20 protein-coding genes and 1 riboswitch are annotated in these 21,392 nt (G+C 45.3%); of the genes, 9 read left to right on the plus strand and 11 right to left on the minus strand.

From position 1 onward, the window contains the following. Positions 1-36: 36 nt before the first annotated feature. The 3 genes from QP794_RS08130 to QP794_RS08140 all read right to left on the minus strand — a co-directional run bounded on the left by QP794_RS08130 (position 37) and on the right by QP794_RS08140 (position 2,272). The gene (locus QP794_RS08130; protein ID WP_024632039.1) at positions 37-429 is read right to left on the minus strand and encodes a DUF2500 domain-containing protein; all 393 of its coding nucleotides are present in this window, start codon (positions 427-429) and stop codon (positions 37-39) included. Between the two features lie 219 nt (positions 430-648). Then, positions 649-1,884: an exo-alpha-sialidase gene (locus tag QP794_RS08135; protein ID WP_285075745.1), complete on the minus strand. Its 1,236-nt coding sequence runs from the start codon at positions 1,882-1,884 to the stop codon at positions 649-651. A 19-nt stretch (positions 1,885-1,903) separates the two neighbouring features. Next, entirely contained in the window at positions 1,904-2,272 is a 369-nt protein-coding gene (locus QP794_RS08140; RefSeq protein ID WP_285075746.1) for a hypothetical protein, read from the minus strand. Between the two features lie 257 nt (positions 2,273-2,529). Here QP794_RS08140 and QP794_RS08145 point away from each other — a divergent pair, with 257 nt between their 5' ends. Both QP794_RS08145 and QP794_RS08150 read left to right on the plus strand, forming a co-directional pair. After that, entirely contained in the window at positions 2,530-2,976 is a 447-nt protein-coding gene (locus QP794_RS08145; protein WP_285075747.1) for a hypothetical protein, read from the plus strand. Positions 2,977-3,019: 43 nt separating this feature from the next. Beyond that, positions 3,020-3,472 (plus strand): hypothetical protein, encoded by a 453-nt coding sequence (locus QP794_RS08150; protein ID WP_285075748.1) that lies wholly within the window; start codon positions 3,020-3,022, stop codon positions 3,470-3,472. Positions 3,473-3,818: 346 nt separating this feature from the next. Here the strand turns inward: QP794_RS08150 and QP794_RS08155 are convergent, their stop codons facing one another. Both QP794_RS08155 and QP794_RS08160 read right to left on the minus strand, forming a co-directional pair. Continuing rightward, positions 3,819-4,028, minus strand: coding sequence for a hypothetical protein (locus tag QP794_RS08155; protein ID WP_024632043.1), 210 nt, complete (start codon positions 4,026-4,028; stop codon positions 3,819-3,821). A gap of 135 nt (positions 4,029-4,163) precedes the next feature. Further along, complete coding sequence (locus QP794_RS08160; RefSeq protein WP_285075749.1) at positions 4,164-5,441, minus strand: VPS10 domain-containing protein; 1,278 nt, start codon at positions 5,439-5,441, stop codon at positions 4,164-4,166. A gap of 311 nt (positions 5,442-5,752) precedes the next feature. Here QP794_RS08160 and QP794_RS08165 point away from each other — a divergent pair, with 311 nt between their 5' ends. Continuing rightward, positions 5,753-6,682, plus strand: a complete 930-nt coding sequence (locus QP794_RS08165; protein WP_094939858.1) for an L-lactate dehydrogenase — start codon at positions 5,753-5,755, stop codon at positions 6,680-6,682. A 551-nt stretch (positions 6,683-7,233) separates the two neighbouring features. On the opposite strand, the gene QP794_RS08170 is transcribed toward QP794_RS08165, so the two are convergent. The 5 genes from QP794_RS08170 to QP794_RS08190 form a co-directional block, all read right to left on the minus strand. Then, positions 7,234-8,166, minus strand: a complete 933-nt coding sequence (locus tag QP794_RS08170) for a tyrosine-type recombinase/integrase (protein ID WP_285075750.1) — start codon at positions 8,164-8,166, stop codon at positions 7,234-7,236. Between the two features lie 27 nt (positions 8,167-8,193). Beyond that, a complete protein-coding gene (locus QP794_RS08175) occupies positions 8,194-9,267 on the minus strand; it encodes a hypothetical protein (protein WP_285075751.1) in 1,074 nt (357 codons plus the stop codon). 327 nt (positions 9,268-9,594) lie between these two features. Next, positions 9,595-11,034, minus strand: coding sequence for a branched-chain amino acid transporter BcaP (gene bcaP, locus QP794_RS08180; RefSeq protein WP_483311880.1), 1,440 nt, complete (start codon positions 11,032-11,034; stop codon positions 9,595-9,597). Between the two features lie 546 nt (positions 11,035-11,580). Beyond that, on the minus strand, positions 11,581-12,948 hold the full coding sequence (locus QP794_RS08185; RefSeq protein WP_285075752.1) for an amidohydrolase family protein: 1,368 nt from the start codon (positions 12,946-12,948) through the stop codon (positions 11,581-11,583). Between the two features lie 226 nt (positions 12,949-13,174). Then, complete coding sequence (locus tag QP794_RS08190) at positions 13,175-13,735, minus strand: CGNR zinc finger domain-containing protein (protein ID WP_285075753.1); 561 nt, start codon at positions 13,733-13,735, stop codon at positions 13,175-13,177. Between the two features lie 136 nt (positions 13,736-13,871). Here QP794_RS08190 and QP794_RS08195 point away from each other — a divergent pair, with 136 nt between their 5' ends. The 6 genes from QP794_RS08195 to QP794_RS08220 all read left to right on the plus strand — a co-directional run bounded on the left by QP794_RS08195 (position 13,872) and on the right by QP794_RS08220 (position 19,724). Further along, positions 13,872-14,369 (plus strand): DinB family protein, encoded by a 498-nt coding sequence (locus QP794_RS08195; RefSeq protein ID WP_285075754.1) that lies wholly within the window; start codon positions 13,872-13,874, stop codon positions 14,367-14,369. Positions 14,370-14,451: 82 nt separating this feature from the next. Then, positions 14,452-14,604: riboswitch (FMN riboswitch) on the plus strand. Between the two features lie 144 nt (positions 14,605-14,748). Next, the gene (locus tag QP794_RS08200; RefSeq protein WP_285075755.1) at positions 14,749-15,729 is read left to right on the plus strand and encodes a DMT family transporter; all 981 of its coding nucleotides are present in this window, start codon (positions 14,749-14,751) and stop codon (positions 15,727-15,729) included. A gap of 138 nt (positions 15,730-15,867) precedes the next feature. Then, entirely contained in the window at positions 15,868-17,373 is a 1,506-nt protein-coding gene (locus QP794_RS08205) for an amidase (protein WP_285075756.1), read from the plus strand. Between the two features lie 134 nt (positions 17,374-17,507). Continuing rightward, entirely contained in the window at positions 17,508-18,125 is a 618-nt protein-coding gene (locus tag QP794_RS08210) for a DUF1989 domain-containing protein (protein ID WP_285075757.1), read from the plus strand. A gap of 127 nt (positions 18,126-18,252) precedes the next feature. Then, entirely contained in the window at positions 18,253-18,879 is a 627-nt protein-coding gene (locus tag QP794_RS08215; RefSeq protein ID WP_285075758.1) for a LysE family transporter, read from the plus strand. 83 nt (positions 18,880-18,962) lie between these two features. Further along, entirely contained in the window at positions 18,963-19,724 is a 762-nt protein-coding gene (locus tag QP794_RS08220; protein ID WP_285075759.1) for a YqcI/YcgG family protein, read from the plus strand. A 102-nt stretch (positions 19,725-19,826) separates the two neighbouring features. Here QP794_RS08220 and QP794_RS08225 read toward each other — a convergent pair whose 3' ends face one another. After that, positions 19,827-21,158: an amino acid permease gene (locus tag QP794_RS08225; protein WP_285075760.1), complete on the minus strand. Its 1,332-nt coding sequence runs from the start codon at positions 21,156-21,158 to the stop codon at positions 19,827-19,829. Between the last annotated feature and the right edge of the window lie 234 nt (positions 21,159-21,392).

Here is a 21,392-nt window from a genome sequence, read left to right on the forward strand (position 1 = left end):
AAAAAGCTTACGCCACTGTGGCGCAAGCCAGCCGGTTTATCCGCGTACACGCTCTGAATACAAACGATTGTAGCGTTCAAAGCCTACATAACGCGTTCCCTTGAAAGAGAGTCGACCTTCATCTCCCTCAGCGCACAAGCCGTACTCATCACCATTCACCTTGAATTCGAGACGATCCCCGCTCTCCACTTCAAAAGTGATGTAATAAAGCGTACGGGCTGTACTTCCTGGTTCGGAGTGCGACTGACTCATCTGTATCCTCCTGCTGGTAATACGTGAAGGTACGGTAAGCAGAGGTTCTGAGTTATTGCGGCCCCATCTCCATACTTCTTTCCCTACCGACAGCAGAACAATACCTATAATCAGGACGAATACTACCGGAAAGACGGTTCCAAAAAAATCAAACATCCAGGATGATTCAATGCCCATGTCTCTCCCCTCCGTTCATCAAACCTAGGACAGCCGGAGTCTTGACCCGTCTTCTGTAATATATATGCGCATGAACAAGGAAATTGTTATTTGGAATTCAAATTAACCGGGGGATAAAAAGACTATTCCAGTTTTCGTTATTCAACAGATAAAAATACCCAGTCCATTGAACCAGGCATCCTCTGTTTTATTATTTTTTTGGAGAGATAGCTCCTTCATTCAGGTTCCGAAATATACATCCAATTTTCCGGTTGGTGGCGTGGTAGCCATCCAAACAGCGGCAAGATTGTCTGGTGCAGAGGTTGCAGCAGTAATATAATCCCCAATAAGCACAGTAGGTACGGGTGATATTCCATTGGGATTAAACGAAGTCGTAGTCAATCTACGATTGGTAAAGGTAATCCCTCCATCAAAAGACTCTGCAACATATACATCCAATAAAAAACCGTCAATACGATTGGAGTAATATATAACCCTAATTGTTCCAGCAAACGGAGATACGGTGATCGATGGAAAGAAATTTTGTGAACCTGCTGGTGCTCCTGTAATACTTATAGGATCGGACCATAACAACCCATCCGGAGATTGGCATAACAGTACATCTGTGTAGCCATTTCTGGCATCATTCCACACAGCGTAAACTGTCCCGCTGTTAGGTCCTACCGATATGTCTGCTCCTAGACTCAGATTGGTCTGCACTCGAAAAGCGTAATTCGGTACAGGTAATGGGGATGGTGCTGGTACAACGGAGGATATGAATGTAGATTGTCGATTTATAGGTGGTTCGTAGTTAATTCCACCGTTATAAGAGATACGTAAAAGGGCAGATGGGCTATCGGGACCAGTGACGATATATCCGGCATAGACCTCTCCAGAGAAACCAATTGCAATTGATGAGCGATCATGGATTCCCCTCGGATCGGATAAACGATTAGGGGGTTGTTCCCAACTCGCTCCCTGATCAAGGGTTCTCTGGACAAAGATTGAAGAAGATGTTGTTGCAAGCGGAGTGTAACCAACATAGGCATTCCCTCGATAAGGGCTCCCGGGAGAACGATCTACGGCAATGTAAGGTTCATCGTTATGAACAACGGTTCCGTAACCTCTTTGCACAATAACTGGAGCTGCCCAAGTTGCTCCGTTATCTGCTGAAGTATAACTTACTATAGTACCATCTAAATCGCCGTTAAATACGTGTGCAGTTACAATAAATGTGCTTGGGAAGGTGTAATCTATAGTTGGAGCTTCCGCACCTGCAAATCCCGCAGGCAAAGGAAGTAATGATGTGGACCAGGTATTTCCCGCATTCAAGGAACGATAAAATCCAATTAAGGTCGGTCCGCTACTTGTATCCACTGCAACAACACACATGATATTAGTATCCAGCGTATTGACTGCAATTGAAGGCTCGAATTGGCTACCACCCAAAGCTCCTGTAATATTAACAACGGCCAACGATATCACCTTCCTTTTATTATGGAATATTAGTAAATCGGTCTATTAACGACATTTCTGACTGAAGAACACGTTGTATGACCTGACCTGTAGAGTCGACGCCGTAAACATTAATAATTGTACTGGTCGCACTGAAATAATCGCTCTGGATTTCGTAAAAAGCAGCATTGGTAAGCCCATAAATTAAACTTCGAGTGGCTTGAGGAAGAAGTTGAAACAAATCATGTCCTATAGGTATCCGCATGGATTGTGTTGTGTCCCATTTAAAAACTTCAATCTCAATATTAACTGGGACATTAAGCGAGTCGTTTATACAAGTGACAATAATCTGAGTAGCCATATTTATACCGGTTGGTGAGTTATAGAGCAAGCCTGTAGAGTTTGGCAATAGAATAACTCTCCTCTCAGAAAATGATCTTGTCTATATACTATGATTGCATACTATATGAGTGCATGGCATTGAATGAAATAATTAAAATGAAGAAAAGCCCATTATTCTAATTCCCTATAGAATAGACACTTTAAAAAGTCCATCCGCAGGGTGTTTTTGTTTTATAGTTCACAGAAACTTCTTACCACTATGCGGACAACACTTTCAATCTAGCTACATATGATATTCAAAATAATAGATTGGAGGAAAAAACTATGGTTCGTACACATGATGCCAGAACCTCTTTAGGATCCAACGGAGTTAATCCGCTTAATGTCCCCCTCGCTCAGAACACGCCCACCTTGGTAGGCATACTAGGACTTAATATTTCAAATCCAGGGCCATTGATTCGAACTCAATTTAATGGCACATATCGAATTTCGGTGGCCAATTTGTCTTCCCAACCTTCTTCAATATTGATTGAAATTTTCAGAGGCTCCACCCATACAGGCACGCCAATCTATGTCGTTTCTCAACCTATATTCCCAGCTGAAGCTAGCATATTAGCAAGTTTTGAAGGCTCCGATTATAATGTCTCCGCCCCACCGTCTGGACAACTTATCTATTCTTGTTATTTGACATTTGTTCCCGTGTCACCAATGGAGCAAGCCACACGTGTTGGACCAGAATGCTTCAATGCGGTCACTTACAGTGACGATTAATTCTGTTTAGTACCGGATCTCATCTGAGAAAGGAGGGCATCCCATGGTTAAAACATTAGATGCAAGGACTTCTCAAGGTTCCAATGGTCAGAACATTGTTACTCCAAGCTTTACCAATGGAGTCCCGCTCTTGTTTGCACAAGTAGGCCTGCAAGTTAGCAACCCGGGAACATTGATTCGAACTCTTTTTTCGGGCATCATTGAAGTCACAGCAAATCAGCTGCCTGTTAACGGGAATCTCGTCATAGAAGTATACCGAGGGTTAAGCAGTTCACAACAGCTTGTTTATCGTGTGGGTACTATCGTTCTGTCCAACCCATTTTTCAGTCCTTGCGTATTCAGATTTAGCGGTTCGGATTATAATGTGATGCCACCAGGAAATGGTCAGCTTGTCTATTCTGTGTATGCTACATTCACCTATAATCCAAGTTTCAATGTTAGTAACTTGCGCCTGGGTCCCGAAAGTTTCAATGCTACGGTTTATTCCGATGATTAATATAAATTCCTCAAAATAGTCGTAAGTTAATTTGAAGTTCAATGTCAATCTTTGAATTCATTAAACGCCATTAAGGAGGGCTAGAACTCAATAGCTCTCCTTAATGGCGTTTGTTATTTAGCACACAGATACTTTGTATTTCGGAACCCAATAGTTATCCTATTCATCAGAACATGCAAAAGAATGCAGACAAACATAAATAAATTTACTGAAGTATTGAAATTGAGTATGCTGCAGTTAATGTTATTCAGTTTATCTTATTGTTTATGTGTTTTTTCATATAAGAAAAGCCCCCTATTGGGGGCAAAACGTTGATATATCAGCTTTTTTTGATCTGTTTTGATAACTAAGCGTACATCAGGTCCATGTATCCGCGTGTTACTTCTCCACCATCCGTCTGTTCAGGTTCATCTGCTTGTGCATATTTTGCCATACAGGCTTTGACTTCTTCCTCGGTTGTACAACGGTTGGCATCATCACATGTGTAGCATAATTGGAGCATGTATCTGGTTAACTCGTCCGCCTGCGTGAATTGAGCTTGTTCATTCGTTCTCATGTTCATCACTCCCATCTCTTCTTGAATTCAATATAACATCATTTGAAGGGATTTATTGTGATTTAATTCACAAAGTAATTAAAATGAAAAGAAACCCGCAGGTTCCTCTTCAAACTGCGTTGTAATTCAACGCAATTATAGTACTTTCCAACGTACTCCACCGTCCATGGTTTGTAGCAACAGTGATCTTTTGGCATCCGTATTTTCGACCAAAATCCAGCCTAGTTTCGAAGAAACCATCTGGAGCTTGACGATCTCCGGGTAGTCTTCGAGAATGTTTTCCAATACTTTACTTACAGGAAGTGCCTTCCAGGTTTTACCTGAATCTTTGGTGTAATATGTCTTGCCTTTCTGCATGACCCAGCCTTCCAAGGGATTCAGAAATGTAGGAGTGAGACCACGATTGATTCCAGTTTGTTTATTGAGACTGAACGTTGATAATTGCCAGCTCTCTCCGCCATTGGTTGTGAAAAACCCGTTGAATTTGGTACTTTCCCCCTGAGAACAGGATATCGACATCCAGGCTGTCTGGGCTTCCCGTCCAAAAAACTGCGGCGAGCTGATGTTAAAGTTACCACACCCGTTAAATTTGTTTCGGTCAAAGAACGACGGTCCAGCCTTCCAATGTTGGCCACCATCAGATGTAACATACAATTTCGGTGTACCGAACTCCAGAGCGGTCAAGAACCCGTGATCCGAATCCGAGAAAGTCATGCCTGTTGTATAACCCCGTGTAGGAATCTCTGCAGATGCTGGTTTGCCGTCCTCGTCACTCGACGTCATCTGATTCCAGGTAATACCGCCATCTTCGGTAACATACAATTTCTTGTCTTGCTTGCCAATCGAAGTATCCACTGTGGTCAGTATCCAGCCTTTTTCAGGAGATACAAATGTGATGGCAGTCACCTTATCCGTCTTCGACAAAGAGGACAGGCTCCAGCTTGCTCCTCCGTTGTTGGTCCGGAGAACCATCGTATCGGTTCCGCCCATTCCTTCACGAACAATCCATCCATGTGTACTGTCTACAAAATAAATGCTTTGTCCATACTGCGGGTTCGCCGGAAACTGTACGTTTTCCGAAGGTGAGATGTTAATCCAGGTACTCCCCTGATCCTGAGTATAATACAGACGCAGGGCATTCCGTGTCACTCCCCATGCTAATCCACCATTCCCGTTCAGCAGCTGGAAATCGGTTAACCGGGTCTGAATTTGATATTTGGCTGTATCCGCAGCTTGTGTACTGTTTGCAGGGGGGACAACAGTTAATGTCTGGCCCATATTCCCGTTATCTTCTTGCTCCTGCGGCGGCTTTGACACCTGGGGCTGTTCCGAATCGGTGCAAGCCGCCAGCAGAGCAGCTATACCGAAAGACAGCAGTACTGTCTGCGCGATTTTGATCCATTGCGAACGCAAGTGGTTTCCACCTCTCTCAAACAATAAGCAGGCGCGCATGCCTGTCCATTCATGTTGTTTTTACGATTCATCTGAATCCACTGCTCCTATTCTACCACAAACGATGTCGAAAAGGATCATCTCCACTCTCCGGAAGGTGAAAGCGATCTTTTGGCTGCACCTGCTTCTTCTGCGAAACGCTAATCAGGTTTCGACGAAATCTTCCGCAAATAGACATGAAATGTGAGAAAGTTTATAGACGCGGCTCGCTTTTCACACGCTTATCCCTTAATATGGATGGAAGTATACCCCAAAAAGGAGAGGATATGAAAATGGTAAACAGTGCAGCGCTCAAACCAAGTCGTGTCGTTATTGTAGGCATGGGTGCGGTGGGAACAACAACGGGATACACGCTGATGTTAAGACAGCGTTCGTCCGAGTTGGTATTTGTGGATGTGAATCATGATAAGGCTACCGGCGAAATGCTGGATATGAACCACGGTCTCCCATTTACCGGAGGCGTTAAAGTATGGGCAGGCGATTACGCGGACTGCAAAGACGCAGATATCATTATTATTACTGCCGGTGCTTCCCAAAAACCAGGTGAAACTCGAATTGATCTGCTGAAGAAAAATGCAAGCATTTTCAAAGAGATCATTGAACGTATTACCGAGGTGAATTCCCATGGAATTCTGTTGATTGCTACCAACCCTGTAGATATTTTGTCCTATACTTCGTGGAAGCAAAGCGGTTGGCCAGCTTCCCGTGTGATTGGTTCCGGTACGTTACTGGACAGCGCACGTTTCCGTTATCTGATTGGTAAAAACAAAGGCATTGATCCACGCAGCATTCACGCTCATATTATCGGGGAACATGGCGATTCCGAAGTACCGGTATGGAGCCTTGCTAACGTTGCAGGAACCGACCTGGAGCTGGATGAAGAAACACAGCAGGATATTTTTGACCGGACCAAAAATGCGGCGTATGAGATTATTAATGCCAAAGGAGCCACTTCCTATGCAATTGCGCTCGCCTTGGACCGTATCGTGGCTGCTATTCTGGGCAACGAGGGCTCCGTACTGAACGTTTCCACATTGCTGGAAGATTATAATGGTGTATCCGATGTATATCTGGGCGTTCCATGTGTAGTTGATCGCAATGGCGTACGTGAGATTCTGCCACTTCCATTGAATGAGACGGAGAAAGTCGCTTTCCAGGCCTCTGCGAACAAATTGAAGGAACAGATTGCCGGACTGGAATAAATCAGGCTTCTGACTGATCGCGTTATTGTATAATGAGCACCTAACAAAAGGTGTACAACTAAAGAACCACTTGTATCTTCCTTGGCTTCCTTGTGAGGATTCGAGTGGTTCTTTGGTCATGCAGTAACATTGATTCCACATTTAAGTTTACATAATAATTGTTCTGTTAATAAAAACGAGGTTATATAATAATTTCTGATTAATACTTATACTTCCATTAAATGTATTAATGCATTTCTACATCAAAAAGCAAAAAAACCTGTCGTTCTGGACAGGTTTCTCTATCATTACTTGCTTCAAAATAAATTGAACTAAACATTTACACGATAATGGAGAGGACAGAAATAACCTGAAGAAGCGGAGCTAAAAGCTTTCTGAAAGAAAGCTACATCGGAAGCATACACCTCGCCTTTATCCCTGGATTTCCCCCTTTATATAAGGGATTCAAAAAAAATCTGGGGATAATAGCGATCGGAAAGTTGTTCTGTCATCGGAGTGGCAAGTGTAAATATTCTTTAGTTCAATATATTTATATAAACGAAGCTTACCTTTTACATATCAGCCACAAATGCAGGAAGTTTGACATCCAGCAAGGCCATCGCTTGCTCCTTCTCGCGGCTGGTTACATGAGTATATACTGTAGTGGTCTGAATGGAGGAATGTCCCAGCAGCTCCTGCACCGTTCGCAGGTCTGCTCCGCGTCTAAGCATTATGGTTGCGAATGAGTGACGCAGTTTGTGACTGGAATAGTTTATACGCTGATTGGAGGCGGATTCCTGCTGAAAACGTTCAAAGGTTTCCGTCGATATGAGCTGAATACTGCGAATCGACAACCGTTTCCCTTTTTGCGAGACGAACAACGCCTCTTCCTTCGCCCGCCAAGGATCCAGGCGCTCCTGAAGAGCTTGGGATAACAGTTCAGCAACCGTCTCAGGCACAGGGAGTGTACGCCATTTCCGGCCCTTACCGAACACATTCAGCGTACGCCGTTCCACATTATAGTCTTTGCAATTCAAGGCATGTACCTCTCCGACCCGCAATCCCATGTATCCCATTAACAGAAAAATAGCCAGGTTTCGTGTACGGTATTTTCCCTCGACCGATTGCAAAAATCGTTCCAAACCGTTTTCGTCAAGAAAGACGGGGGCACGGTTTTGCTCGGTTTTGGACTTCTTGATCCCGAAAGCGGGGTTATTGGTCACCAATTCAAGTTCAATTAATGACTTATAAAAACAGTTCACAGCTGCGTGTTTCCGATTCCGCGTCGAATCACTCACCCCGCGTTCCCGAGCTCGGGACAAAAAGGATAACACATGAAGCTTTTTAACCTGTTCCAGTGACTTTCCATTAATAGAGACGAGAAATTCAGCAACATCACCTGTGTATGATTTTACCGTATGTTCCGTGTACCCTGCATCTTTCATCCATATATGAAAAGCTTCAAGCTCATCGGCGTATTGCTCCTGAATCTCTTCGGTCAACATCTGTGTTCGTCACCACACTTCTATTTATTAATCTACAATTACGACATCGATTAGTGGGATAATCGCCTCGGGCTGTCCTTTACTACGAGTGAGTACAAATGAAGGCAACCGATTCTCATGCAGTCCATTCACAGATTCACAGATCTGAACATACAGATCCATACGCAGCGTCTCTCCTTCACCCGCAACCTCGATTACAGGCCATTCTTTCTTTGAACAGGATGACCAATCAGCCAATTCGTTCACAGGCACGATGCTTAATTGTTTACTTTCGGGATGCACACGGTATATTCCCGTGGTCTGAGGTTCATCACCCAGCTTGTCTATCGAAAGTTTGGCTCTGGAATCTTCAACCGGGGCCGAAAAAATTGAATAACACCATGGCGTAATTCCCCAGACAATCGCCATTAGACCTTCTTCCAGCAAGGTGTCCGAAAGGTCGCCCTCACCGAATTGTTCAATCAGATTATGGTTTCCAGAACCGATCAGCTCTTCTACACGCTTCTCCATACGAGGCAGATCTGCGAGAATGAAGCCACCCCTTCCGTAGGAGTCAAATATATGATTCTCCCGTGTCCATACAGCTTCCGGTGCTGTACTCATCTGCACAGCTTCGGCTGGAAACAGACAGATCGCTACGGTTACGACCTGAGCATATTTCACCATGGCTTGCTGCTCGGGCTCCAGCTGTCCCTCTGCAATACGTGGTGTTTTGATGTGCAAGGAAATTCGCAGTTCATATTCTCCTTCTGCAAAATCAGCCCAATTCAATATGATCGGATGATCTATTCCTTCAATAGGAGCGAGTGAACATGTACTGTTTGGTCCCAAGGGAACCGTATATTGTACAAACCCCAGCTCTTCTCCATATACGATAATGGCATCTTGTCGATCCAGCGGTGTCTCCATATGTTGCGCTACAACCGACACTTTGCGTCCATCCTTCAAACGGCGCTGCGGATCAATTTCCAACTGATATTTGTTCTTGTCTTCTGGATGTGAAATGATTAGCTTTGTTTCAGCAAGCACGGCTGAGTCAGCCAAAGCAAAGCCGAAATTCGAATTTCGGTGATACTGATTGATATGTAATGGTGTGTCCATGATACATCCCCTCTCCTATGTCTGATGGCATGTCACACCCCCAAATATATGTCATATTTGCCCTGACCGCAACCCTGGTTCCGCTGACAATGACAGATCTATCACGTATTAGACACCCATAGCTCTCTCTATCCATCCCTGCTTTCTTTCGTAATGCATGATCTGCTTTTACAGAAAAAAGCCCCATACCACGTCGCTTTGGCGACGCAGCATGAGACTAATTTCAGCTAACTGCATTTACTATAAACCCGCTTTTATAAAATAAATTTAATAACTCATCACGATGTCTCCCACGATGTTTCTATGATGTGGCTTAAGCTATGACTTCTACTTTCTTTTTGTTATTTTGAACGTGTCCGAAATTCGCCGTGCCGGATTCAAGTGACTGTGATGGCGACCGTAGGCATAGTAGATGATTAAACCAATAATTAACCAGCCAAAGAACGTAATCCAGGTCAGAGCCGCAAGACGTGTCATGAGATACATACAGCCAACAGCGCTCAGAATAGGGATCAGTGGAACGAAAGGCACACGGAATCCTCTTTTCAGTTCCGGGTTGTTTTTACGCAGCACGATAATGCCCAGACTCACAACCGCGAACGCAAACAGTGTCCCAATGTTGGTTAACTCTGCCAAGTGGCCAAGTGAGATGAAACCCGAGAATAAAGCGACGATGATCCCAGCAACCCAAGTTCCCGTAGCGGGCGTTTGGCTTTTGCCACTGACTTTGGAGAATACCGGAGACAATAGACCGTCCCGTGACATGGAATATAGCAAACGTGTCTGACCATACATCATAACAAGTAATACAGTGGTAATCCCTGTAATGGCCCCAAGTGAAACAATCCATGACAGTCCTTTCAATTGAACAAATTCAAAGGCAAAGGCAACCGGATCACTCACATTCAGCATGTGATAAGGTACAATCCCTGTCAGAATCAAAGATACAACAATGTAGAGGACGGTACAGATCGCAAGGGACGCGATAATACCGATGGGCAAGTCGCGTTGTGGACGTTTCACTTCTTCAGCGGCTGTAGAGACAGCATCGAAACCGATATAAGCAAAAAATACCGTTGCCGCCCCTGCGGTTACCCCTGACATTCCAAACGGAAGGAACGGCTGCCAGTTATCCGGCTCCACATAGAATACACCCACACCGATAAAGATCAACACCACGATAATTTTAATCGCCACCATGATTCCGTTGGCACGTGCAGCCTCTTTTACACCTCGGGTGAGCAGGAATGTAATGATTAACGTAATCATCGCTGCAGTGATGTCAAAATAGGTTCCCTTTTCCGGATTAAATGCACTGGTGAGCGCATGGGGTAATTCCAATCCGAATCCGGACAATAACGTTTGAAAATATCCTGACCAACCGCTGGCCACAGCCGCACTCGCAAATCCATATTCCAGAATAAGATCCCATCCGAGAATCCAGGCAATGACTTCACCAAAAGCGGTGTAGCTATATGTATACGCACTTCCCGAAGCAGGCACACTGGATGCGAACTCGGAGTAACACAATGCAGCGAAGGCGCAGATTATACCTGCCAGCAGAAAAGACAGTACCAAACCGGGACCTGCATATGTTGCAGCAGCAACACCTGTTAATACAAAGATTCCTGTACCGATAATCGCACCTACCCCGAGAGTCATCAGATCTAAGGGGCCCAGTACCCTTTTCAACATGTTGCTTTCGTTATCACCGGTGGCAATCGGCTTTTTTCTAAATAGGGAAGATCGATTCTGGTTTTGATTCATACACAGTTTCCTCTCGTATTGAAAATGATAAAATGTGTCTCTTTACTTCAGATATTTTTGTTGGGTTCATCTGTTCTATGAAAAAGTCGTTTGTTCTATCTTAACGACCAACTATAAAAAACTATTGATTTCTACACTTTGTCGCGTTGCTTTGTTAAATTTATTTTGGAATGATGGTATATTTTTCTCGTTACAGACGAAATTTATCATGATCTGTTGGACAGGGATGAATATGAAAATCGATTTAAAAGAAAACTGCGTATAATTTATATTATGCGCAGTTTTTCGAGAGTTCTTTTCGCCGCCTTAATATTCTTTGTTCGTTGTTAGATGCACTTATGCAAATGAAGGATCTTTTCGCCTTATTCCGCTGTCCATTCCTAGCTAACTTTGCGTGGTTTACAATAAACACGCAAGTTAAAGAGCCGCATATCCCTATGCGGCCCTTCGATTGAAACGCTATTAGATCTATTAGACAGATGAGAACATCTAATCTCTTTTCATTCCGTAACAGAATTTCTCTTTCATTCACATGGAACACGAAGCTTATGAAAATACAATTCGCTCTGCATCCGACATCCGATATTGAGATAGCAAATATTCCTTGCTTGCCAAAGCCTTCCGACGGACCTCATTCAGATCGACATGCAGCAGCTTACCTTCGCGCTTCACCAACCGACCTGCTACAAACACAGTGTCCACATTGGATGGATTGGCAAATTGAACGACGGCTCCAACCGGATCATGCACCGGGAACAGGTTAAGGTCTGTGGTTCGAATCATAATCAGATCGGCTTCTTTACCTGGAGTAAGCGTGCCAATCTTCCGCTCCAGTCCCAGAGCCTTCGCCCCAGCAGAAGTTGCAAATCTCAGAACCTGACTGGATTGCAGATTAAGCTCACCAGGCATTTCACCCTGCAGTAAAAGCTGTTCATTCCCCCTGGAACGCTCTGCTTGAAGAGCAAATTTCATCTGGGAGAACATATCCCCACCCGTTGATGTTACAACATCTACACCAAGCGTTGGCGTTCCTCCATTTTCAAGAAAGTAACCCGTTGCCGGATACCCATGCCCCATCATCATTTCCACTTCCGGTGTGACGGACAGTGAGGCACCGCTATCGGCCAGCATTTTATACTCATCCGTATCCATCGTATTTCCGTGTACAACGTTCAGACCCGGACTCAGTAAACCAGCTTCATACATTTTACTTATCGAACGATCTACAGATCCCCAGCTTCCAAAGCCAACATGCATCGAACATATAGCATCCAGCTCTTGGGCAAGCTGAATTTCCTTCACCGTGGTATCCCAATGGCTGAACTCCGGACCACGAATGGCAAGACCGAACGTCAGTAACTGATCCCGTGAAGAGAAATACTGTTCCTTGACCCTTCTCACATCATTCGAATAGGTTAGGTGGCTCTCTCTGTTCCAGTAGGGTGTCTCACCGGGTACGCCATGAGCGAAAACCGCCCGAATACCTGCATCCTGAAGTCCGTGAATCAGTTCATCCGTGTGCTCTGTTGAATACGGCATACTCCAGTCAAGCACCGTGGTTACGCCTGCATTAAGCGCTTCCAAAGAACCCAACAAATTGGCGATATAGCCGTCTTGTGGGCGGAGTTTGCTTCCCATTGCCCCATAGTAGAGGTTTTGCAGATAGACCGGCAATGACCAGTTGGTTCCCGCTGTTTTTACGAGCGACTCCCACATATGCCGGTGTGTATCAACAAGTCCGGGAAGTATGATCATCTCCGATGCATCTATCACTTCCGCTTCCATACAACTCAGATCGGGCTGGATGGCAGTAATAAGAGAATCCTCAATTAGAACATCTGCCCTTTTATACTGACCTACCGACGAATCCATAGACAATACACAACCGTTTTTCAGTAGATAACTTGTCCCCACAAGACACATCTCCAATCATTGTTTTTTGTTGGATATACGCTTGAATCCCGGATGTTGATCTCTGACTGACTGAATGACTAACTGAATAATCCACTAAATTATTTTAAGTACATATATATTATATAGCAGTAAATGGAAACATGCAATTTTGAATTTAAAGAACTCCCTTCGAATAATTCCCTGTCTTCCGCAAAGTTCAGCAAATGACACACTCTGTACATACGCCTTACTCTTTCTGCTGATCCACCTTCCGTTTTGCCCGAAATCTTCTAACTTTCATCAGGTTACCGCACATCTTGTCATCACAATATCTCTGGGTCCGACTACGCGTATCATCATAAAAAAACCATCGGCAGTCCGAATTATCACAGATCCGAATCCTTCCTGCATCCCCTTCAACCACTGTGACGGCAAAATCAGCTGCGACCTCCGCCATAACCTGCTGCCAATGAAATTTTACGGGAACCAGCAAAAGTTTTAGTCCCTCGTCTCCAGAGTACAGCCTTCTGGTAACCTGACCTTCTCCCATCATGGCGTTAAGCCATTCCCGATCCTTGTCCGATAATGGGTTTCCGGCAGCTAAACGAGTTGCAAGAGCCTGCAATTCGCCTCTGAAGCTTCTCAAAGCCCTCTCTTCTTCGGAAGAAGCAGGTATAGGCGCGTTCAGTTGCCATTGTTTAATGAATGCTTCCTGCCATTCGATTTTGCCAAGCCTGTCCTCCGAACGATCTCCGCCACGCCAGTCATGATAATCACTGTTCACAAAATCAGTCCATAGTCTATCCATAGTACCTCCGCTAAAATGTAACCATTTAAAATTAAAAAGATAGTTACATTCATTCAAGTTTGGGTTATATTAATTGTAACCACTTTTAAGCGCTTTAGCTAGTTACCATGAATTCATCTTAGGGAGGAAAAAATCAATGACTACCTCAGCAACAGAACTATTGCTCATTCAGAAAGATGACACCTGGGACCAATGTAATTGGATTGTGCCTTTATCCAAGGCGCTCGATGGACTGACTGCCGAACTGGCAGCCTGGGTTCCATCAACCGGTGGATTAAGCATCTGGCAGTTGGTTAACCATATGTATTATTACAATTTTCGTTTGTTGAGTCGCATTCAGGGCACACCTCCCTCCGGTACACCTGCCGAAAACAATGAATCTACCTTCGGAGACTCCGGAGACCCTTCCGACACCGCTGGCTGGAGTACGCTTATGCAAAATACAACACAATTAGCCGAGCAGCTTCGTGATCAGCTCGCTTCATTAGAGGATTCAGACCTCGAAGCCCCTTACATGGATACGAATGAAAAATGGTCACATGAACTTGCCCGCTGGATACTTCACGATGCCTATCATGCAGGTCAGATTGTATTACTACGCAGACAACAAGGAAGCTGGAATATCATATTCTAAAAAAACACTTGAACTGCTAGCGCTTACAGGAATAAGATGAACTTATTAATGTTACAACTTGTTCAACACACTTATAATTGAATAGGATCTTCGGGGTAGGGTGCAATTCCCAACCGGCGGTGATGTTCTTCGGAACCAGCCCGCGACTCGCTGTTTGACTCAACTTAGGTCATTCAGCGACTGACTTGGTGTGACTCCAAGGCCGACGGTACAGTCCGGATGAGAGAAGATCAACACATTGGCATGCCTTTACGGATAGGCTTCTTTCCGTATGACATGTCAATGATTGAGCCCCCGTTTATTTGGTGTATACCAAAACGGGGGCTTTTGTCGATTTTGCCAACTGAAGATTCCGTGTTCTGACGAAGGAGTCCTGAATATGGAAAAGACCCAACCTGCATCAACCGTTTACCGTAAGGAACGAAGCAATACCGGATTTTGGCTCGTCGTACTCGGCGCCGCCCTGTGGGGTGTAGATCCACTGTTTCGTATTATTTTGCTCAAAACGATGACCTCCACTCAGATTGTGCTGGTGGAACATATTATTGTCAGCCTTGTGGCGATTCCCGTCCTGTGGAAGTTCCGTGCTGATCTGAAAAACCTGCGCGCACGTCACTGGATTGCCGTAATCTTTATCTCCTGGGGAGGATCGGCACTCGCTACGGTATTATTTACTCTTGCGCTTACACATAACGATCCCAATACCGTCTTGTTATTGCAAAAGATGCAGCCGTTATTTGCGATTGTTCTGGCTAAGTTACTCTTAAAAGAAACATTGCCACGCCGCTTCGGTGGACTATTTGTCATAGCACTTGCAGGAACGTACCTGCTTACGTTCGGATTTACCCTTCCTCTTGGGAACTGGGACAACTGGGTTCATGCTGGCAGTCTGTTATCGCTGGGAGCCGCTGCATTGTGGGGCGGTTCAACCGTTATGGGGCGGCTTATGCTGGGGCAAACCCGTTATGAAACGGTCACCTCCCTGCGCTTTGTCGTCGCCTTGCCACTGCTGATCTTTATGACGTGGAACGAAGGTGCTGCCTGGACATTCCCTTCCGGTACAGGTGAGCAGGCGGCTGTGGCACTCAATATTCTAGGCCAGGCATTGCTGCCGGGGTTACTGAGTCTTCTGTTATATTACAAAGGCCTCTCTTCTACCAAAGCTTCTGTTGCCACGCTTGCGGAACTGAGCTTCCCGATGGCTGGTGTGCTGGTAAACTGGATTGCATTCCGTACGCTAATTACATGGGAGCAGCTGGTTGGATTCATCCTCATCTGGATTGCCTTGTTCGCTATCTCCAAACAACAGGAACGCTCAGCGAGTCCGGCTGACGCAGCACCCAAGATTCGTACGAATTGATTGAACTTCTTACAATATAATTAGTCAAGGCACTGCACATCCATTGAGATGTACGGTGCCTTTTGTCTTTTCACTATTCCGGTGGTACGATGACATATGGAATAGTAGATCAAGTCAATTTAGAGAGGAACGATCATCATGTCTCCATCTTCATCATTTTCGTATACATCCTACGATGCCATAGGTTTGGCTGAATTGGTTCGCGCCCGTGAGATATCTCCGGTCGAATTGCTGGAAGCGGCGTATGCCCGCTTGGAAGAAGTGAATCCGCAGCTTAACGCGGTTATTCGTACATATGAAACACGTGCACGTCAGGAAGCGGGGATGGTTCGCCCGGGAGAACAGCCCTTTGCGGGCGTGCCCTTGCTCTTAAAAGATATATCCCAATCCATGGAGGGTGAAATTCTCACCTCGGGTTCACGTCTTCTCCGTGAGCATCGTGCACAACGGAATTCCAACTTCGTTTCCCGCCTGCGTGATGCAGGATTCATTATCATTGGTCATACCAACACGCCGGAATTCGGTTTGAAAAATATTACCGAGCCCCGTCTTCACGGCTCAAGTCGTAATCCATGGAATACCAATCACTCGCCAGGTGGTTCAAGTGGAGGTGCTGCTGCCGCAGTAGCCTCGGGTATTGTACCGCTTGCGGGAGCCAGTGATGGCGGCGGTTCAATCCGAATCCCTGCTTCATTCAGCGGATTGTTCGGACTCAAGCCTACACGTGGACGTACACCCGTAGGGCCGGGGGTCGGTCGTCAGTGGCAGGGTGCATCGATTGATTTTGCCCTATCCCGCTCTGTTCGCGACAGCGCTGCTTTGCTGGATACACTGCAAGTCATTCAACCCGAGGCGGCATTTCATGCTCCCCTCTTTCCGGGAAGCTATCTGGCTGATATGAACTATCCTCATCAACGCAAACTGAAAGTCGCTTACACGACAGCTTCACCTGTAGGTACACCTGTGAGTGATGAAGCCAAAGAAGCGGTATATAAGACGGTTCGCTGGCTGGAAGAACAAGGTCACGAAGTTGAAGAAAAACTGAGTCCGGTGAATGGTGTCAAACTGATGGAGAACTATTACATGATGAACAGCGGCGAAATGGCAGCGATGATTTCTTCCATGGAACGTTCAATGGGCAGAGTATTAACATCGGATGATATGGAGATCGAGTCCTGGGTTCTGGCTGAAGCCGGCAAAAAAGTATCCGCTGCCGAATTCGTGCATAGTCTGGCGGAGTGGGATGTTGCCGCAGCCCAAATGTCCACCTTGTTTGAACGGTATGATTTTTATGTCACACCCGTCAATGCTTTTCCAGCACCCAAGATCGGAGAATTGACGCCTCATGATGAACAGATTCAGTATCTGATGCGTATTAGCGATTTGGACAAGAGCCAGCAGCAGCAGTTGATTTACGAGATGTTTGAACCAAGTCTCACGTACACCCCTTTCACACAGCTCGCAAATTTGACGGGTCAACCAGCCATGAGTGTTCCAGTGCATCTGACTCCTGAAGGGCTGCCCATGGGTGTACAAATTATGGCAACAAAAGGCCGTGAAGATTGGTTACTTCATCTGGCTGGCCAGCTGGAGTCATCCGAACTTTGGGTCGGAATGAAAGGTAATCCAATGTTTCCAGTATAAAATTTAGTTTTTACATTTTTGCACCAAATTCAAGATACTCATACCCTTTAGAATCATCGGCTACATCACTCATAAAGCGCATGAAATGAACGTCATTTCCGCATACTGAGTTTAAAACATCGGAGGAAATACGGATGAATTCTAAGGGGTTCTATAAGCAGTCCATTCATATTCCTGCCAAAACAGGCTATGCTCTTAGAGTAAAAAAAGGGTCACGGATTCGTATAACCGATTTGGAGGGACAGCAGGTGGTTGATTTTGTTGCTTATGATGCGCAAAATATCAATAATCGGCTTGATCCCGGCGTAACACTCGATGTGCTACGCACATACAGGATTAAACCGGGTCAATGTCTGTATTCTAACCGGTATGAACCTCTCATTTCCATTGTTCAAGAAACTGTAGGTATTCATGATTTTTTCAACTCGGCCTGTCGTCCGGAAATGTATGAGGTCTTATATGATAAAAAAGATCATCCCAGTTGTTATCACAATTTGAATACGGCCCTGGAACCGTTCGGCATCGTCCCCCCGGATCAACATTATCCTTTCAACCTGTTTATGAATTCTGTTGTAGACGGTGAGGGAAAGATTGATGTTATTGCCCCCGAATCCAGTGCCGGAGATTATGTTGAGATGGAAGCCTTAATGGATCTGATCATCGGGTTGTCTGCTTGTCCATGCGAAGAGAGTGTGTGCAACGGTTACCATTGCACCCCTGTTCAATTAGATGTGGAATCTCCGAGCGTTTAATGCAATAACATTATAATGTACGGACAGCTTGTTCTAATTCGCTCCAAACGGGAATACGATGACTTGTACCCATTGTGTATAACTTACCGGTACAATTCGTCGAACCCGTTAAGGAGTGAAAGCGTATATGTCTGTACTGTTTAGTTATATTATTCTGGGAATCTCACTATCAGCTCCGATTGGTCCGATTAATGCGGCTCAACTGGATCGCGGGGCCCACCATGGATTCATGCATGCCTGGATTTTGGGTCTCGGAGCCATGTTTGCCGATTTGGTGTACATGCTCCTGATTTATTTTGGAGTTGCCCATTTTCTGGACACGCCGTTCATGCGCTCTTTTCTTTGGTCTTTTGGCAGCTTTATTCTGGTGTATACCGGTGTGGAAACACTGTCCAAGATAAAAGACGGCATTCAGACCTCTTCTACAGCAGAAGCGAAAGTTGGAAAATCCTTTGTCTCTGGCTTCCTGATGGCCTTATCCAACCCGCTGAATATTTTATTCTGGCTCGGAATTTACGGCTCTATTCTTGCTACAACCGTGAAGCATACTGACACCGCTCATCTGCTACTATACAGCTCTGGTATATTCATAGGAATTCTTGTATGGGACGTTATCATGGCTGGCATGGCCAGTCGATTTCATAAACACAGCAACGAAGCCGTGTTGCGCTGGATCTCCATCATCTCAGGCATCTGCCTGATCGGTTTCGGCCTGTACTTCGGATATGAAGCTGTACGCTCCATCTTTTTCTGACATAAAAAAGACACTGGACAGTCACCCAACGCCATCCGCAGTAATACGTTAACGGTATCATGTGGAATGGAGTTGGGGAATTCATGGCAGAGCTGTACAGTGCCGATGAAATAAAACCATTATTTAAAGATCTGCCCGAATGGCAGCAGGACGCTTATTCACAATTCGCCAATATGATAGCAGATGAGGGGAATACGTATCCATGTGTACCCGGACGGATGGGTTTTCTATCCGGCCATCTGAGATACGGATTCACATGTGATCCGCGTACACAAGCTGCTGCCAAGGACATGGCAGAATTACTTAGTCAATATGGACCCGTTTCCCGGAACACGGGACAATACGCTTCCTTGGTGGTCATTTGCGAGACACCGGATGATTTGAAAAACAACACAACGGTAGAGCAGTATCAGTCCTTGTTCTGGGAGATGCTTAACCGGGTAAGCACACTCGATGAGGCTGCTTGGCCTGAACATATTTCGACGGATCCGCATGAAGCCACGTGGGAATTCTGCTTTGGAGGGGAACCTTATTTTTGTTTCTGTGCCACTCCCGCGCACGAGCTTAGAGCCAGTCGGCACTTCCCTTATCTGATGTTTGCATTTCAACCAAGGTGGGTGTTTGAATCCATTAATGAGAACACACCTCTTGGCCGTAAAATGAAAACCTTGATTCGTAAACGCCTAGCAGCCTATGACGCCGTTCCGGCTCACCCATCGCTCATGTGGTATGGACAGCAGGATAATCTGGAATGGAAACAATATTTCCTGCCCGATGACGAGCAGGCCCCTTCCAAATGTCCGTTCCTGCGCATGAAGCAAGCCATTGGCAAGTTGACGAAATAGCTGCAACTAGGCACCTTAGTAAAGCTATTCAAGAACCTATCACTTAGCAGATTGGCTAAGACGCATGGAAGAGCTGTACCCAAGAAATCAAAACGTTGACGGTTAAGTGGATGTTGATGGTCGTGGTTTCCGTACTTTGTTTACAATGTAGGTAATCAAGGCAATCAATATAACAAGACCTATACTTGCCAGCAGACCTGTTCTGCTGGCTTTTTCCATGGCAGTCCCAGCTACTGCTGCAACAATAAGAATCATAGCGATCCATACTTTGATACGATTCCATTTCGTCGGTTTCATTTTCTTGATATACGTGATGCAAATCAGAAGCCAGGTATACATTAATACCAAGCTGCCTGCGGTAGTTATATATTCAAACAGGCTCTTAGGCATCCATAATGCCAATAGGGTAGAAAGTATTAATCCGGCCGCAGTGCATCCCAATGCATGAAGAGGCATGTTCTTTTTTCCCCATGTCTTCGTAAACATCTTCGGTGCATCTCCGTCTTCACCCAATTTAACCAACATGGACGTTATCGCATAGATTGAAGCAACCATCGTGGAGAACCCGGCTATAATCAAAATTCCGTTGAGAATATGAACCACGACCGTAAATCCAATCGATGACATCGCTTTGACGAGTGGACTCTCGTCTGGTGTTAACTTCGCGGCTGGCACCAGCAGCAGAATTAAAGCAATCGCCACAACATATAGCGCACTGACGGTTAACAGCATGACTCGGCCTGACTTGACTGCATCCTTTGGTTCCTTCAGCTTGGCTGCCATCAAACCCATGATCTCAATCCCGGCAAAAGCAAAAAAGGCATAAATAAATCCGGTCCACACGCCTTTTATTTTGTGAGGAAACCATTCGTTATTTATTTTCTGCGGGGTAATCTTCACATCTAACCAGCCCAGGCAAGCCGCTGCGGCAATCCCAATAAAAGCAACCGTTGCAGCCAGCTTGATCACTGCGAGCACATTCTCGGTTTGGGTTAACCCTTTGGCTCCCAATGCGGCGATGAACAATCCAATGCATGCATATACCGCTACAAATGCCCATAATGGAAACTTGGGAAACCAAAATTGAGAGAACAACCCGAGTGCCGTTAATGAACTCCCCATAATCAGCATTTCGGAAGACCAATACATCCAACCGCTACCGAAACCGGCCCATGGCCCGAAGGCTTCTCCGGCATAGGTTCGAAAAGCCCCTTCCTTCGGATCTTCTGCTGTCATTTGAGCCAATGCGCCAAATACAAAGTAAGTCCCGGCAGCAGCCAGCACCAAAAGGATAAGCACCGATAAACCGGCCCAATGAATAGCCAGACTTGTCCCAAGGAAAAAACCCGTTCCCAGCGTACATCCCGCTCCAAATAATGAAAGACTAATCCAGCTCAGTTTCTCTCCTTCTTTTCGATGCACGTGACTTTTCATATGTATCCTCCTTCGTGCGTTCACCATTACGATTTACATATGATGGAGGTTTTATGTCATTCTGGGATAAACAAATAAAAGTGCTGGTAATTGGTTTACATAACAATAATTTCGTTAACTTATTTAAGCGTCTGTAATTAAGGAAAACCCTTCAAACTGGTATTATCCCCTTTAAGTAGACACTTGAAAAAACCTTCATGTTATCATGAGGGTTCAAGTGACACTTGGAGGGGA

This window comes from Paenibacillus sp. UMB7766-LJ446 (genome assembly GCF_030226665.1).
Classification (GTDB): Bacteria; Bacillota; Bacilli; order Paenibacillales; family Paenibacillaceae; genus Paenibacillus; species Paenibacillus vandeheii.

Excerpts from the sequence above, each read along its gene's own strand:
- QP794_RS08130 (WP_024632039.1), bottom strand. The coding sequence starts at position 429 with ATGGGCATTGAATCATCCTGGATGTTTGATTTTTTTGGAACCGTCTTT.
- QP794_RS08145 (WP_285075747.1), top strand. The coding sequence starts at position 2,530 with ATGGTTCGTACACATGATGCCAGAACCTCTTTAGGATCCAACGGAGTT.
- QP794_RS08150 (WP_285075748.1), top strand. The coding sequence starts at position 3,020 with ATGGTTAAAACATTAGATGCAAGGACTTCTCAAGGTTCCAATGGTCAG.
- QP794_RS08155 (WP_024632043.1), bottom strand. The coding sequence starts at position 4,028 with ATGAGAACGAATGAACAAGCTCAATTCACGCAGGCGGACGAGTTAACC.
- QP794_RS08165 (WP_094939858.1), top strand. The coding sequence starts at position 5,753 with ATGGTAAACAGTGCAGCGCTCAAACCAAGTCGTGTCGTTATTGTAGGC.
- QP794_RS08170 (WP_285075750.1), bottom strand. The coding sequence starts at position 8,166 with ATGTTGACCGAAGAGATTCAGGAGCAATACGCCGATGAGCTTGAAGCT.
- QP794_RS08175 (WP_285075751.1), bottom strand. The coding sequence starts at position 9,267 with ATGGACACACCATTACATATCAATCAGTATCACCGAAATTCGAATTTC.
- bcaP (WP_483311880.1), bottom strand. The coding sequence starts at position 11,034 with ATGAATCAAAACCAGAATCGATCTTCCCTATTTAGAAAAAAGCCGATT.
- QP794_RS08190 (WP_285075753.1), bottom strand. The coding sequence starts at position 13,735 with ATGGATAGACTATGGACTGATTTTGTGAACAGTGATTATCATGACTGG.
- QP794_RS08195 (WP_285075754.1), top strand. The coding sequence starts at position 13,872 with ATGACTACCTCAGCAACAGAACTATTGCTCATTCAGAAAGATGACACC.
- QP794_RS08200 (WP_285075755.1), top strand. The coding sequence starts at position 14,749 with ATGGAAAAGACCCAACCTGCATCAACCGTTTACCGTAAGGAACGAAGC.
- QP794_RS08205 (WP_285075756.1), top strand. The coding sequence starts at position 15,868 with ATGTCTCCATCTTCATCATTTTCGTATACATCCTACGATGCCATAGGT.
- QP794_RS08210 (WP_285075757.1), top strand. The coding sequence starts at position 17,508 with ATGAATTCTAAGGGGTTCTATAAGCAGTCCATTCATATTCCTGCCAAA.
- QP794_RS08215 (WP_285075758.1), top strand. The coding sequence starts at position 18,253 with ATGTCTGTACTGTTTAGTTATATTATTCTGGGAATCTCACTATCAGCT.
- QP794_RS08220 (WP_285075759.1), top strand. The coding sequence starts at position 18,963 with ATGGCAGAGCTGTACAGTGCCGATGAAATAAAACCATTATTTAAAGAT.
- QP794_RS08225 (WP_285075760.1), bottom strand. The coding sequence starts at position 21,158 with ATGAAAAGTCACGTGCATCGAAAAGAAGGAGAGAAACTGAGCTGGATT.